At 40.0% G+C, this 13,328-nt stretch carries 10 protein-coding genes; 3 read left to right on the plus strand and 7 right to left on the minus strand.

Going from position 1 to position 13,328, the window contains the following annotated elements; translation table 11 throughout:
* Positions 1-410: 410 nt before the first annotated feature.
* Positions 411-2,141 carry an NACHT domain-containing protein gene (locus V7K89_RS19835; protein WP_335190067.1) on the minus strand — a complete coding sequence of 577 codons (1,731 nt, stop codon included), beginning with the start codon at positions 2,139-2,141 and terminating at the stop codon, positions 411-413.
* A gap of 292 nt (positions 2,142-2,433) precedes the next feature.
* Here V7K89_RS19835 and V7K89_RS19840 point away from each other — a divergent pair, with 292 nt between their 5' ends.
* Positions 2,434-3,879, plus strand: a complete 1,446-nt coding sequence (locus V7K89_RS19840) for a RecQ family ATP-dependent DNA helicase (protein WP_335190069.1) — start codon at positions 2,434-2,436, stop codon at positions 3,877-3,879.
* Between the two features lie 95 nt (positions 3,880-3,974).
* On the opposite strand, the gene V7K89_RS19845 is transcribed toward V7K89_RS19840, so the two are convergent.
* Positions 3,975-5,951: a calcium-binding protein gene (locus V7K89_RS19845; protein WP_335190071.1), complete on the minus strand. Its 1,977-nt coding sequence runs from the start codon at positions 5,949-5,951 to the stop codon at positions 3,975-3,977.
* A 608-nt stretch (positions 5,952-6,559) separates the two neighbouring features.
* On the opposite strand from V7K89_RS19845, the gene V7K89_RS19850 reads away from it, so the two are divergent.
* Together V7K89_RS19850 and V7K89_RS19855 are read left to right on the plus strand one after the other, a co-directional pair.
* Positions 6,560-6,691, plus strand: coding sequence for a hypothetical protein (locus V7K89_RS19850; protein WP_335190073.1), 132 nt, complete (start codon positions 6,560-6,562; stop codon positions 6,689-6,691).
* A gap of 311 nt (positions 6,692-7,002) precedes the next feature.
* Positions 7,003-8,889, plus strand: coding sequence for a S9 family peptidase (locus tag V7K89_RS19855; protein WP_335190075.1), 1,887 nt, complete (start codon positions 7,003-7,005; stop codon positions 8,887-8,889).
* A gap of 309 nt (positions 8,890-9,198) precedes the next feature.
* Here V7K89_RS19855 and V7K89_RS19860 read toward each other — a convergent pair whose 3' ends face one another.
* From V7K89_RS19860 to pheS, 5 genes are all read right to left on the minus strand, one after another.
* Positions 9,199-9,852: an MAE_28990/MAE_18760 family HEPN-like nuclease gene (locus tag V7K89_RS19860; RefSeq protein WP_335190077.1), complete on the minus strand. Its 654-nt coding sequence runs from the start codon at positions 9,850-9,852 to the stop codon at positions 9,199-9,201.
* Positions 9,849-10,955, minus strand: coding sequence for a DUF262 domain-containing protein (locus V7K89_RS19865; RefSeq protein ID WP_335190079.1), 1,107 nt, complete (start codon positions 10,953-10,955; stop codon positions 9,849-9,851). The genes V7K89_RS19860 and V7K89_RS19865 overlap by 4 nt, the downstream gene beginning before the upstream one ends.
* Before the next feature lie 114 nt (positions 10,956-11,069).
* Positions 11,070-11,291 carry a DUF4926 domain-containing protein gene (locus V7K89_RS19870; RefSeq protein ID WP_335190081.1) on the minus strand — a complete coding sequence of 74 codons (222 nt, stop codon included), beginning with the start codon at positions 11,289-11,291 and terminating at the stop codon, positions 11,070-11,072.
* Positions 11,292-11,328: 37 nt separating this feature from the next.
* On the minus strand, positions 11,329-11,931 hold the full coding sequence (locus V7K89_RS19875; protein WP_335190083.1) for a Uma2 family endonuclease: 603 nt from the start codon (positions 11,929-11,931) through the stop codon (positions 11,329-11,331).
* 168 nt (positions 11,932-12,099) lie between these two features.
* Positions 12,100-13,092 (minus strand): phenylalanine--tRNA ligase subunit alpha, encoded by a 993-nt coding sequence (gene pheS, locus V7K89_RS19880; RefSeq protein WP_335190085.1) that lies wholly within the window; start codon positions 13,090-13,092, stop codon positions 12,100-12,102.
* Between the last annotated feature and the right edge of the window lie 236 nt (positions 13,093-13,328).

The following is a 13,328-nucleotide window of genomic DNA, read 5'->3' on the forward strand; positions in this document are numbered from 1 at the left end:
GATCATAACTGTAAGGGTTTGCCATACGAATGCAGAAATCAATCACTTCTCTATATATTCTACGTCCTAACTAAGATGGCGACTGCTATATCTTTGCATTAGGTGGCAAAGCAGCAACCGCAGAAATTGCCCGCGCTATTGTAGATGTGGCACGATGGTGGAGGTGATTTAACAGTTATCAGTTCGTTAAATATCGCCTAAATGTAAATGCAGATATTGGTATCAGGCAGGTATCGCATTTACAAACTCTTTCTGGTGTCGATGAGTAGCCGATTGCAATTAGTCATGAAATCATCAGAGAAATTGTCTAGACTGTCGATGAGCGATCGCCAGGGGTCGGGGTCAACCACCAACTGAAAATCAAACCACTGTTGCAGCAATTACAGGCAGAATCACAAGCTGGCAATTAATCATGGTATTACTGTTTGCACAGTACTAACTGCTGTGACTGGAAGTGTAAACCCAGCCAGATTACCCAACTTCTGGGGTACGAAGTCGGTTTCTTTGCTACCTTGAACCTCAGACAAATAGCAATCTCGCACCGCCAACAATAAGCCTTTGATGGCATCTGGTGCGCCTGTTTTGACTAAATCATCTGCTCTTTTGAAAAAATGCGATCGCCATTTACCATCGTTATTGCCATACAATTCGATTAAATACCAACCTGCCAGATACTCAGCTAAAGGGTCAAGACAAAAACGAATTCTATCTTTGGCAGAACCGATAGTTTGAATTAGGTGTAGGCGCTTTTCCAAATAATTGAGGTGTGCTTCGGGGTCATCAATACCCAAAGCTGCTAATGCCGCAACTGCATTTACACGCTTGGCGGTTCCTGGTTGATAACTTTGCTGCAAGCATTCCCAGGCGATGGTTTTGGCAATTTGATGAACAGTGCGGTCATCAAATTGATTGTCTGTAACATCGCGATTGAGTTCATTGATATAACCCAGCATCAAATTCGGAATATTCTCTGGCAACGCAGAAATATTAGATGTAACATCTTTACTGGCGATTAACTGTTCAGCATAGAGTTTAGCCAGCAAGACAGTGATATTATTTTGACCGACCATCAAAGAAAGACGATTACAAGCGTCAAAAAATTCCTGGTCAGTAAAGCGATCGCGTTTACCTCGCTGCATGAGATAAGCTTCCATAAAGGACGATAGTTTATTAGCTTCAATCCGCAAAGGTTTAATTATTGTCTTATTAACCCGCCCCAGCTTTTCCTCAATTCGGGAAGTAATCACCAATGCATTCACCGGAAACTCTGGCGACTCCGGCTCAATTGCTTCTCGTGTAGTCGCATTCATTTCTGAGAATCGGTCTACAATTACTAAAATGCGTTTCTTTCTTAACAAACGTAATAGTAATTCTTGACAAATTGGCTCTGGCTCATCAATTAAAGCTTGTAACTGTCCTCTGATGGCTTCTAAAAGTGTCGACTTACCTTCAGTTACCCGAAATTCTTCTTCTAACAGCACAGGTAACATCAAATGTTTGCAGAGTCGTTGGTCTTCAGTTTCAGCCATTGCCCACCCCGCTATTCGACACGCTAAACTGGTTTTACCTACACCCCCTTCCCCACCAATTACTAGGCAGCTACGCTGTTTCTCGAAAGTTGAGCGCAAATTCTCATTCATCAGTTGCGGAACTGTTGTACCATCCAGAACAACGGGAATGGGAATGTAACAGACGCGACTGTTAACTGTATCCTTTTTGGGAAATTGTTCACGGGCTGCTTTAATATATTTAGCTACCCATGCATTTAATACTCTGGGATGGTAATGAAACCACCCAACAAATAGCACATATCGCAGAGGTACATTAACGCTGATAAATGGGAGAGAAAAATCTGTGTAAGGTTTGAGGGCGTTGTTAATTTTCAACAACCATAAAGGGGCTATCCGCAAGAGAATTAACCAAATAGAAGGCAATAAAATAACGTAGGCGGCAATTCCCAAAAGTAATTTATGCTTAAATAGCGATTCCAGAACTCTATCAAAGAGGCGAGTTTCTTTTTCTGCTTTCAGGGCATTGAGAGGGCGACGTATCAGCCTGATGTCCGTCTCTGTGAATTTATCTTTGTATTTTTGTATAGTTGTCAACACCTGCTCAAAGTCTGAGATGACTTTCTGCAACATTGTTTATTGACTTTTCTACAGTGGCTAATGAGATGTTTTCAGCCCAATAAGAATTTTGTAAAAACTCATGAAGCATTTGAATATCTAATTTAGATTTATCGGTGTTGATATAAAATCGATGTTTTAATTCTTCATTCATCTTTCTACATCTTTTATTTAATAGGTTAAAAAATTATAATTCATTCTTGGGGTCAGTGATTTGTAGTGTCAAATGATGAAATTACTGAACCATTAGCTGGATAACAAAGGCTATATTCAGCATTCAAGGATATGGGTGCATCTATCATTAATTATGAATCAGTCTACAACCAAATCTTGGCAAGAAGTCCGTGCTGCTTTTCAACAAATCTGGGGTTATGAAGATTTCCGTCCACCACAAGGAGAAATTGTTAGCAGTTTATTGGCACAAAAAGATGCGCTGATTATTATGCCCACAGGTGGTGGGAAGTCGATTTGTTTTCAACTTCCCGCACTGCTACAAACAGGATTAACTTTGGTAGTTTCGCCTTTGGTGGCGTTAATGGAAAATCAAGTTCAGGAACTACGAGAAAGCCACCAAAAAGCAGCACTTTTGCATAGTGAATTATCTTCATCTCAACGCCGTGCAACTCTGCAAGCTTTAGAAGGTCAACAGCTAAGATTGCTTTATTTATCACCCGAAACTTTGCTCAGTGCGCCAGTTTGGGAAAAATTATGTCAGCCGCAATTACAAATTAATGGCTTAATTTTGGATGAAGCCCATTGTTTAGTGCAGTGGGGTGATACTTTTCGCCCAGCTTATCGCAGATTAGGGGCGGTGCGTCCGGCATTGCTCAAATCAAAACCACCAGGAGCAAAAATCAGTATCGCCGCTTTTACCGCTACTGCTGACCCTTTAGCCCAAAAAATTATTCAAACAGTTTTACAATTACAGCAACCAGAGATTTTCCGCTTGAATCCTTACCGTCCGAATTTGCATCCTAGCATTCGCATCGCTTGGACACCACGAGGTAGGAAACAACAATTATTAAAGTTTATTCAAAATAGACCGCAACAATCGGGGTTAGTTTACGTTCGTACTCGGAAAGATAGTGAAGATTTAGCCCAATGGTTAGCAGAGATGGGTTATGCTACAGCTAGCTATCATGCGGGATTGGGTGCAACTGAACGCCGTGAAGTAGAAGCAAGCTGGTTAAGTGGTAAAATACCATTTGTGGTTTGTACCTGTGCGTTTGGCATGGGGATTAATAAATCAGATGTTCGCTGGGTTGCCCATTTTCACGCGCCACATTTGTTATCTGAATATGTGCAAGAAATTGGCCGGGCTGGAAGAGATGGAAAATCGGCAGAGGCGTTAACATTAGTGAGTGAACCTACGGGATGGTTAGATTCAGGGGATAAGCAAAGACAGGAATTTTTTCAAGAGCAAATGCGATCGCAACAACAAATAGCGCAGCAACTTGTGAAAAAATTACCAAAACAGGGAGAAGTAAATGCAGTAACCCGACAATTTCCCGAAGGTGCAATGGCTTTAGCTTTACTCCACAGCAACGGTCAGCTAAACTGGCTCGATCCTTTTCATTACACCATTAGACAAAAAGCCGGAAACCAGCCATCAACGCAATTACACGCTGCTAAACAGATACAGCAATATCTGACTACCAAGCAGTGTCGTTGGCAGTTTTTATTAAATGCCTTTGGTTTTGATAAAGAAGCAGCTAACTTGCGTTGCGGACATTGCGACAATTGCCGTCAATAGTTCACGCCAAGGACTAGTCCCCAATCCGCTTGGGTTAACAATTGTTTGTAGTTGGCGCTGTCTTCATTAAAGCGCCAACTATGAACCTATCAAATCTATTCAAAAACCACAAAATTGTTGTTAGTTAATGACAACCCTGCTGATAGTTGTGCAAATTTTACCTGAGTAAACCCAGATGCACTACCATCTTGGTCAAAGAACAATGCACCTGTAGCGCTGTTGTAGATAAATCGCTCTTTGCTAGTGGTTGCAGATGTTCCGATTGTAAACTGACTTGGCTTAAGTGAACCTATTGATAACTCACCGCCGCCAAAACCATAAGTCCATACCTGAATCAACTCATTAGTAACGTTGAAGTCATAAAGACTATCAACACCTTGGTTGTAACTATAGAAAGCAAAGGTATCAGTACCAGCCCCTCCATAAAGGGTATCATTGCCATTGCCACCTGTGAGGGTATCATTGTCATTGCTCCCCACAATCTTGTCATCGTAGGCTGTACCTGAGATATCTAATCCTTCGATATTCTTGTAATTAACCCGATATCTGCCTGCGGTAATTGAGCCAGTGTTACTAGTAGCATTGAATGTCGAAGTGATACCCCCTGTAGCGAATGTGTAATCGACTCTCAACAAATCGTTACCCTTATCCCCATCTACGGTTTGAGTCACTAAATTAGAGGGAGCATTATCTGGGGATATGAGACTTAGATAGAAGGAATCATTGCCATCGTCCCCAAAGAGGAAATCATTGCCTATTGAAATGTTATCAGCATACAATTTATCGTCACCAGCGCCCCCATTGAGCGTATTATCGCCTGAGGAGAGCATATCATAATAGTAGTTAGCATTATCGGTGCTGGACAAAATATCATTGCCATCACCACCAGAGAGTAGGTTATTGCCTGATGAAAAGTCAGCATACAATTTATCGTTACCAGTGCCACCATTGAGAGTGTTATTGCCTGAGGAGATAAAACTATACAGTCTATATACATAAGAACCAGAGGTGGTGAGAAAATCGTCGCCATCGCCCCCAGAGAGTAAGTTATTGCCTTCTGAACCCTGAGCATTCAAGGTGTCTTCACCAGTGCCACCGTTAAGGGTGTTATCGCCTGAAGAGTTAAAAAACCTGTATCCGGTGTTATCAGTAATATCAGAGGCGTAAAGAGAATCATTCCCATCGCCCCCAAAAAGTAAGTTGTTGCCTTTTGAAGCTCCAGCATTCAAGGTATCGTCACCAGTGCCACCGTTAAGGATGTTATTGCCTGTTGAAAATTCAACACTGCCCGTAGAATTTTCAACAATATTCAAGTAATCGTTACCAATACCACCAACCAGGGAGTTATTGCCCATATCACCCTTGAGGGTGTCATTCCCCGCACCACCAAGGAGAGTATCATTCCCCGCACCACCTCTCAAAATGTCGTTGCCACTCAAGCCGTCAATGATGTCATCGCCCCCCTGAGCATTGATAACATCATTTGAGTTGTCAAAGCCGTTAACATTATTGTTCAGGTCGTTAAGGAAGGTGACTGTGTTTTTATTGAAGATAGTGCTTTGAGTGGAGTTGGCATTGAAAACATCAAAGCTGTCTGTGATGCTAGTCTGCCCATCAAACAGGAAATTGCCCAAGTTTACAGTGGCTCCTGTAGATTTACTGAGGTTATCCAGATTTTCCAGCGCAAAGTTTTGCAGGATGACTAAGGGACCAGCAAATACTCCATAAGAATAATCGATCGCTCCTTCAAAGTTGATTTCCAGATTGTTGCCATTCTGGGTCAGCAGCAAATTTTGAGCAGTGAAGCCAGCACCTTGGAATTTTAGGGTATCCACTTCCGCAATGACTGCTGTCGAGGGATTTATGCCTTTACCTATACCACCAAAATCGGTGATGATACAATTGCCGTCATACAAGCTGTAAAAAAATTCATCCTTGCCGCCTCCACCAGTCAAAGTGTCGTTTCCATAGGAATCTCTGATGATATCGTCACCAGCTTTACCGTTAATCGTATCGTCAAAGTCACTGCCTATTAGGGTATCATTACCGTTAGTTCCAATGATATTTGCCATAATTTTTACCTACGTAAATTATTTTTTTCAGTAACTTTCAGTTCTCAAACTGCTGTTTGTGCTGTTTTCGGGCACAAAAACTCACCGAAATTTGATGTTTTCGGCATACTTTATCCGTCATTCTTGAGGAGGAGAATATTTCTCGAAGATTCAGCCTTTGAATAGCTTTGACGTAACACTTTTCTAATCATCTCAAACTATCTAAGCCTTAAGCGCTGTACAAATTAATCAGGGTATGAATTAACGATAATCGGTTATTTTAGACTAAATTAATCATCTTTGTTCAGTATAAATCAGTGAACAAGCATCAAAAAATCTGACAATTGAATGCCTAAAACTTACACTTGATATTTAGTTTATTGCCAGCGTCTAAGTACTGCTAGAAGAGAAAATAATCAACTGATGATCGGCAAAGAGATTTTTATACTCTCTTGAGGGCAATTCTGCATAGATGTCTAGCTTTTAAATAGAGAATATTTTAATAACCCAACACTGACCATATACTACCGTATTTACTTAGATATTTTTGCTTCAAGATACATTTTTGTATATTCTTCATATTATTTACCAATAAATTTACGTAAAAATATTTTGTTTGTGTACTATTAATGTCTGAGTTGTCCCTCTTCTTGAAGGCTATTACAGATTGGTATAACGTTTGTAAACCAAGAAACCTGCGCTCACCTACGGTGGGCGGTTACGCCATCGCAGACATTACTGTTTCTGGCTCCAAAGCGTAAAGCAAGCAAACCTGGATCTCTCACAACCTCTAAAAAAGGGAGAGCTAAACTCCTAAAAAAATATATAGCAAGCATTTCAGCGATTATAAAAGACTCATTCACAAGTTTTGCTTATCGCTGATTTTAATACCAATTCTCTAAATTAAAGCAATAAATTCTTGTGTTTTACTTCTTCAACTCCCGCAGATCAAAAACAGCCTGCCTCAACAGATAAATTTCCTTAACTCATTTCCAGCTAGGTTCATCCTATTGGATGAATTGTCATTTTCACCACTAAGTAACAATAAAGAGGTCAAGTAGAGGATAAAAATATGTCATCTGCTCAAGCACCCTCCCTACCACCGTTGATTCCGCGCGAAATCCTGTTTGGGAATCCTGAAAAAACTAGCCCACAACTCTCCCCTGATGGCAAGTACTTGGCATATATCGCCCCTGATCAGAAAAATGTCTTACAGGTATGGTTGCGAACTATAGGACAAGAAGACGACAAAATACTAACTGCTGACAAAAAACGTGGTATCCGCATTTTCTTCTGGACTTATAACGCCGACCAGTTGATTTATATGCAAGACTCGGATGGCGACGAGAACTTTCACCTCCACTTAGTTAATATTCACTCCCAGATTGTGCGTGACTTAACGCCATTCCAGGGTGTAAAAGCCGAACTTGTAGAACTAGAACCAAAATTTCCAGATGAAGCGCTGGTAGCGTTGAACTTGAACAATCCTCAAAAATTTGACGTTTACCGCATTAACCTCAAAAATGGTGCAGTTGAGTTCGACACTGATAACCCAGGTAACATTATCAGTTGGACATCTAACGCCCAGTTACAAATACGTGCAGCAACAGCTAGTACACCCGATGGTGGTTACGATTTATTGTTGCACAAACCCGATAAACAGTGGGAAATTATTCGCCATTGGGGGGCGGAGGAGGAAGGAAATTCTGTAAGTTTCTCAGATGATGGCAAAACCCTTTATATTCAAGGGAATCATGATGCTAACGCCAAACGTCTGCTAGCTATTGATTTAGAAACCCGTCAAGAAACTGTGATTGCTGAAGATGAGCAGTATGATGTCGTGGGAATAATTATTCATCCACTGACGCGAGTTATTCAAGCAGTTTCTTTCTACAAAGATAAACAAGAATGGCAGGTAATCGATCGCAGTATCGCCGCAGATTTTGAGGAAATCGCCAAGGTGCGTCTTGGAGAATTCTCTATAATTAGCCGCGACTTGGAAGATAAAACTTGGTTGATAGCTTATAGAACTGACAATGGCCCAGTTTATTACTATGCCTACAACCGAGAGTCTAAAACTAGCACTTTCCTTTTTAGCAACCAACCCAAACTGGAAGCGTTGCAGTTAGCTTCAATGCAACCGATTTCCTACGAAGCGCGGGATGGTTTAACTATCCACAGTTACCTGACAACTCCTGTAGGAATACCGACGCAGAATCTCCCAACAGTCCTGCTGGTTCATGGCGGCCCTTGGGCGCGGGATACTTGGGGTTTTTCTCCCACAACGCAATGGCTAGCTAACCGGGGTTATACCGTGTTGCAAGTCAACTTTCGCGGTTCCACAGGCTATGGTAAAGCATTTTTGAATGCTGGAAATCGGGAATGGGGTGGCACAATGCATGATGACTTGATTGACAGCGTGAATTGGCTGATAGAAAAAGGCATTTCTGATCCGCAAAATATTGCGATTATGGGCGGTTCTTATGGAGGTTACGCCACCCTAGCAGGGTTGACTTTTACACCCGAAATCTTTGCTGCTGGCGTGGATATTGTCGGGCCGAGTAACCTGATTACCCTGATAGAAACTATACCGCCCTATTGGGAACCGATCAAAGCAATGATTTATCATCGCATTGGCAACTTGAAGACAGAAGAGGAGTTTCTCAAATCGCGATCGCCTTTATTTTTCGCTGACCGAATTCAAAAACCTTTACTCATCGGTCAAGGTGCAAACGATCCACGGGTGAAACAATCAGAAAGCGATCAAATTGTCAACGCAATGCAACAAGCTGGTTTACCAGTGCAATATGTACTTTACAGTGATGAAGGACATGGTTTTGCCAGATCAGAAAATCGCTTGCACTTTTTTGCGATTGCAGAAGAGTTTCTCGCCAAATACATAGGTGGTAGATTTGAACCTTTGGCAGATATCCCTGGTCACTCAGGAATAGTTAAATAAAAAAGTTTCAAAAGGGTGGTTAGTATGTTTCTCTAACCACCTAAAAGCCTTAATTTAAACACAATTATACCTTCATAAAGCTTAGGATATTATAAGAGAATTTAATTTATTTTATTTCAAAAATAGACAATAAATTAATACCAACTCAATTAAGGATTGCAACACATTCTTGGCAAAATATGTGATGAATCGTATCTCTTCAGATGGTCTATTTGTTCTTTTTTCAAATTGGTATAACTTGTAATATATATCTTCTTACGTCTTAGCTCATATTTGAAAAAATAGTAAACACAATGTTATACTTTACTTTCAAGATGTACTTTGGCAATAATATTGTTTTGTGGCTGCACAGTTATCTATTTGATTGCGGAAATGATCCATTATGTGTATTACTTGGCTGTGTAATTCATCATACTGTTGTTCATCTATGTCTAGATAGTTACCATAAGCAATCATATTCCTTTTTTCCAGCAATTTTTTATCTATTAAAACCTCTTTTGATTCATAAAAACTGTAATTTAGACCAAGTAGACATACTATTTCCTTAAAGACTGATGATGATAAATTAGATGTAGCAATTCTATTTTCATATTTAATTATGCTTCGTTCGTTAAGCTTTGTCACAAAAAAATCAGCTATCTCATTATATATAGTTGCTTTATTTGTTTCCCTTGCTCGATCTAATTTATCTTTCAATGCTAAAGCTATAAAATTATTAGAAAGTTGGTTGTAAGGTAAACTCTGCATAGCAACAAATTCTAAATAACTATTTGCTGCTACTTTAATAAATCCTTCCCAATGAGCATACAGCATAGTAATTCCACTACGAAGCAATGCCTTTTGTTTTCCTGACGAAAATGATTTTCCATCAATTAGGGCTTTCAATGCAGAGAGTTCTTTTTTTCGCCATGCAAGTTCTTCTGCTAACTTATCACTAAGTTGCTCTAAAGTACGTATTTTCATTCTCGGAACATTTCACGCCCAAAGGGAACTAGTTTTGGAACTCTTCGCTGTGCAGTAGTACCTGAACCTGACCAATTTGTATATTCAGGACTTACCCAGATTTTCTTTACTCTTTCTTTTACATCAAGACATAGGTGAGATAAATTTTCGTAGTTATAACCAATTCCTAAAGCAATTACTTCATAAGCAGAAACTAAAAACCCTCCTAAAAACTTATCTTTAGTAGGAGAGTATCTCCGAAAACTATCACTTCCCATTTGTTCATACAATATTTCAAATGTTTTGTTGAATGCAGATTCTTCCTCAGTATAATTATAATTTTCGTTTTTAGCCATTTCTACCATTTTATCAGTCAAAAAACCACTCAAGTCATTACCTATTTTCCTCATATCTTTTTCTTCGATAGTACGAAATACCAGAAACCTCAGTAGTAACTCCATATCATATTGTTCTTCAATTGGTCGTTCACTTAGAGCTATACACTCTCTAAACATTTCATTTTGGCTCAAACTTTTCATCCAATGAAACATATCTCTATTAAACATTACTAAGATACAGTTTCTAACTTCTTGTGGAGTAGCTATTGAACCGCCAGTATTTAATCGTTGAAATAACTCATACTTTGCAATTTCGTCACTTTCTTTTAGAAGAATAGTTGCATCAATTTTGGCTCTTTTGATTAATAAACGTTGAGCTTGTGTTAAAGAATTTTCTATATCATAGGGATCTTCCCATTTTTTACCTTCTAGATTAGGCAAATATTTAGTTTTTTCAAGAACCAATGGTTCAAGAGGTTTTTGATTTTCATCGTTTAGTTTTCCAACAAATTCATATATTGTAGACAGTCTTTGAAGACCATCTACAACATCCCAAACTCCATCCTCACGTTGAGAAACAAAAATTGGGGGAATAGGTATACCAAGTAAAATAGATTCTATTAAGCTTGTTTTTTGGCTAGTTGACCAGCGAAAAAATCTTTGAAACTCAGGATGGATATCGATTTCTTTATTTTCATACAAGCTTATCCATTCACCAATAGACATTGAATAGTCATCGGCTCGGATCTCTTGTCTCATTTTGTCAATTTCTTCTTGAAGACTCATAGTATTTACTCCTACTATATATAAAAATATGAAGACTTTAACCAGAAATTTAGGTTAATTTGAGGAACAAAACCCAACCTACAGTTAATATAATTTGGAATTTGAAAATACGCTCTAGTCCTGGTAACTATCTAAGGCAATGGGGATAATTTGAGATGCTGCTACTTCGATGGTTACATGGGGAAGATCAAACCCTTCCAGACTATACCCGTCCTCTTCCCCTTCAGGCATGGGATAATGTTCCACAATTGTTGCAACACTGCCGTGTTTCAGGTTGTATTCTGGTAAGTCCTGCCCTAAGGCAACTTGTGAAAATAGGGGATGTTGTACCTTCATAAGTTGGCTTTTTTTCTATCTGTATTTTCAATTCAAACTATGAAATGGCATCACTAGCATTGCTTTCTCCAGCGTTGAGTACTTGCTCTGTTGTTAGCTGTAACTCTGGGAAAATAATAGATGCGATCGCAGTATTTCCTGCAAATCTGGTTTCTTCATAAAACCCGTCAACTAATATCAGTACGGTGACTGTGTTCATTTGTGGATCAACAATCCAATATTCAGCAATTCCTCTGGCTGCATACTCGGAACGTTTGTAGCGATAATCCCGATCTTCGTTAGCTTTTCCAGGAGAAACAACTTCGACAACTAATGCTGGAGGTGGCATATCCAGGATAATTGTAGATCGCGTTGCACCTTCTAAGGCTGTTGCAAGTTCATTCGTCAGTACAACTAAGTCAGGAATGCGAGTTGTTGCACGAGAACCAGCAACAACAATTTCAACTTTGTTACTTAACCGATTAACTGGAACAAACTTGAGGAAATTTATCAGCAAAAATAGAGATATCTGGACATTTTTTGGGCTTTCAGGTGGCATGGAAACTAACTCACCTGCTACCAGTTCATACTGGCTATCCGTGCGATCGTCATACTTTAAATATTCCTCAAGCGTTAGATATTTAACAACGAGCGCAGTCATATTACGTCAACAGAAGTTACGTACTGATAGTTTATCAAATTCATCAATCCCAATTTATTATTTAAAACCACAGATAATTCATGGGTATTTATCTGTGGTTCCATTTTCATCCAATTGACTTTTGCAAAAGATATAGTAAACGCCTGATTGTTTACAGCGTTCGCTTCCCTAAAATTGTTGCAAAAACCGCAAATCACTAGCATACAAGCGACGAATATCATCGATTTGATGTAATACCATTGCAAAGCGTTCTACACCAAAACCAGCAGCAAACCCTGTATAAACTTCTGGGTCATAACCCACAGACTTAAGCACATTTGGATCGACCATACCGCAACCCATCACCTCTAACCAGCGCCCATTCCACTGTAAATCTACCTCAGCCGAAGGTTCAGTAAACGGAAAATAACTGGCGCGGAAACGAATTGGTAAATCGCCAAATATTGCTTGTAAAAATACTTTAATTGTACCCTTGAGGTCTGTAAAAGTTAGTCTCTCATCAATGGCTAAAAGTTCTATTTGATGGAAAACAGCCGAGTGAGTCGCGTCTACATTATCTCGCCGATAAACTCGCCCAGGAGCCACAACCCGAATCGGTGGTTCTTCTCTTTCCATGTAACGAATTTGCACTGACGAAGTATGAGTCCGTAAAAGATTCCCATCTGGCAGGTAGAAGGTATCCTGCATATCACGGGCGGGGTGGTCAGGCGGGGTGTTGAGAGCCTCGAAATTATAGTAATCTGTTTCCATCTCTGGGCCTTGAGCCACGGTGTAGCCCATACCAACAAAGATATCCAGCGCCCGGTCGATAATACCGTTGAGGGGATGAATGCGACCTTGGGGGCGGTAAATTCCGGGCATAGTTACATCCAGAGTTTCCGCCTCTAGCAAAGCTTGAATTTGCGCGGCTTCTAAGGCGGCGCGTTGCTGGTCTAGACTAGTTTGCAGGGATTCTTTGACTGTATTGGCGATCGCTCCAATTTTTGGACGTTCCTCTGCACTCATCTGCCCCATACTTCGCAACAGCGCCCCCAGTTCCCCTTTTTTACCCAGATAGTTAACTCTGAGTTCTTCCAGATGTTCTAGGGTGTCGGCGGCTGCGATCGCTTTTTCTCCTGACTGTCGCAGTGCTAAAAGTTGAGCTTCTAAATTGCTAGTCATTAGTTATTAGTCATTGGTCATTAGTCATTAGTCTATAGTCAAAAGCTGTGAACTGCTCGATAAATAAACTTATAGCTATGCTATTAACATCAGCTAAAGGTAAAGGTCAAAACCAAACCTCTGTTTATCAGTTATAGACGATTGAGCTAGTACAGCTGGCTCGTAAATCCAGCTAATATCTCACTTAACCAGACTTGGGGATTGAGCAACTTGTCTTAAAGGTAGGTAAAGTTCCG

This window comes from Nostoc sp. (genome assembly GCF_036917515.1).
Taxonomy (GTDB): Bacteria; Cyanobacteriota; Cyanobacteriia; order Cyanobacteriales; family Nostocaceae; genus Nostoc.

Excerpts from the sequence above, each read along its gene's own strand:
- V7K89_RS19850 (WP_335190073.1), top strand. The coding sequence starts at position 6,560 with ATGTCTGAGTTGTCCCTCTTCTTGAAGGCTATTACAGATTGGTATAAC.
- pheS (WP_335190085.1), bottom strand. The coding sequence starts at position 13,092 with ATGACTAGCAATTTAGAAGCTCAACTTTTAGCACTGCGACAGTCAGGA.
- V7K89_RS19860 (WP_335190077.1), bottom strand. The coding sequence starts at position 9,852 with ATGAAAATACGTACTTTAGAGCAACTTAGTGATAAGTTAGCAGAAGAA.
- V7K89_RS19845 (WP_335190071.1), bottom strand. The coding sequence starts at position 5,951 with ATGGCAAATATCATTGGAACTAACGGTAATGATACCCTAATAGGCAGT.
- V7K89_RS19870 (WP_335190081.1), bottom strand. The coding sequence starts at position 11,291 with ATGAAGGTACAACATCCCCTATTTTCACAAGTTGCCTTAGGGCAGGAC.
- V7K89_RS19835 (WP_335190067.1), bottom strand. The coding sequence starts at position 2,141 with ATGTTGCAGAAAGTCATCTCAGACTTTGAGCAGGTGTTGACAACTATA.
- V7K89_RS19875 (WP_335190083.1), bottom strand. The coding sequence starts at position 11,931 with ATGACTGCGCTCGTTGTTAAATATCTAACGCTTGAGGAATATTTAAAG.
- V7K89_RS19840 (WP_335190069.1), top strand. The coding sequence starts at position 2,434 with ATGAATCAGTCTACAACCAAATCTTGGCAAGAAGTCCGTGCTGCTTTT.
- V7K89_RS19865 (WP_335190079.1), bottom strand. The coding sequence starts at position 10,955 with ATGAGTCTTCAAGAAGAAATTGACAAAATGAGACAAGAGATCCGAGCC.
- V7K89_RS19855 (WP_335190075.1), top strand. The coding sequence starts at position 7,003 with ATGTCATCTGCTCAAGCACCCTCCCTACCACCGTTGATTCCGCGCGAA.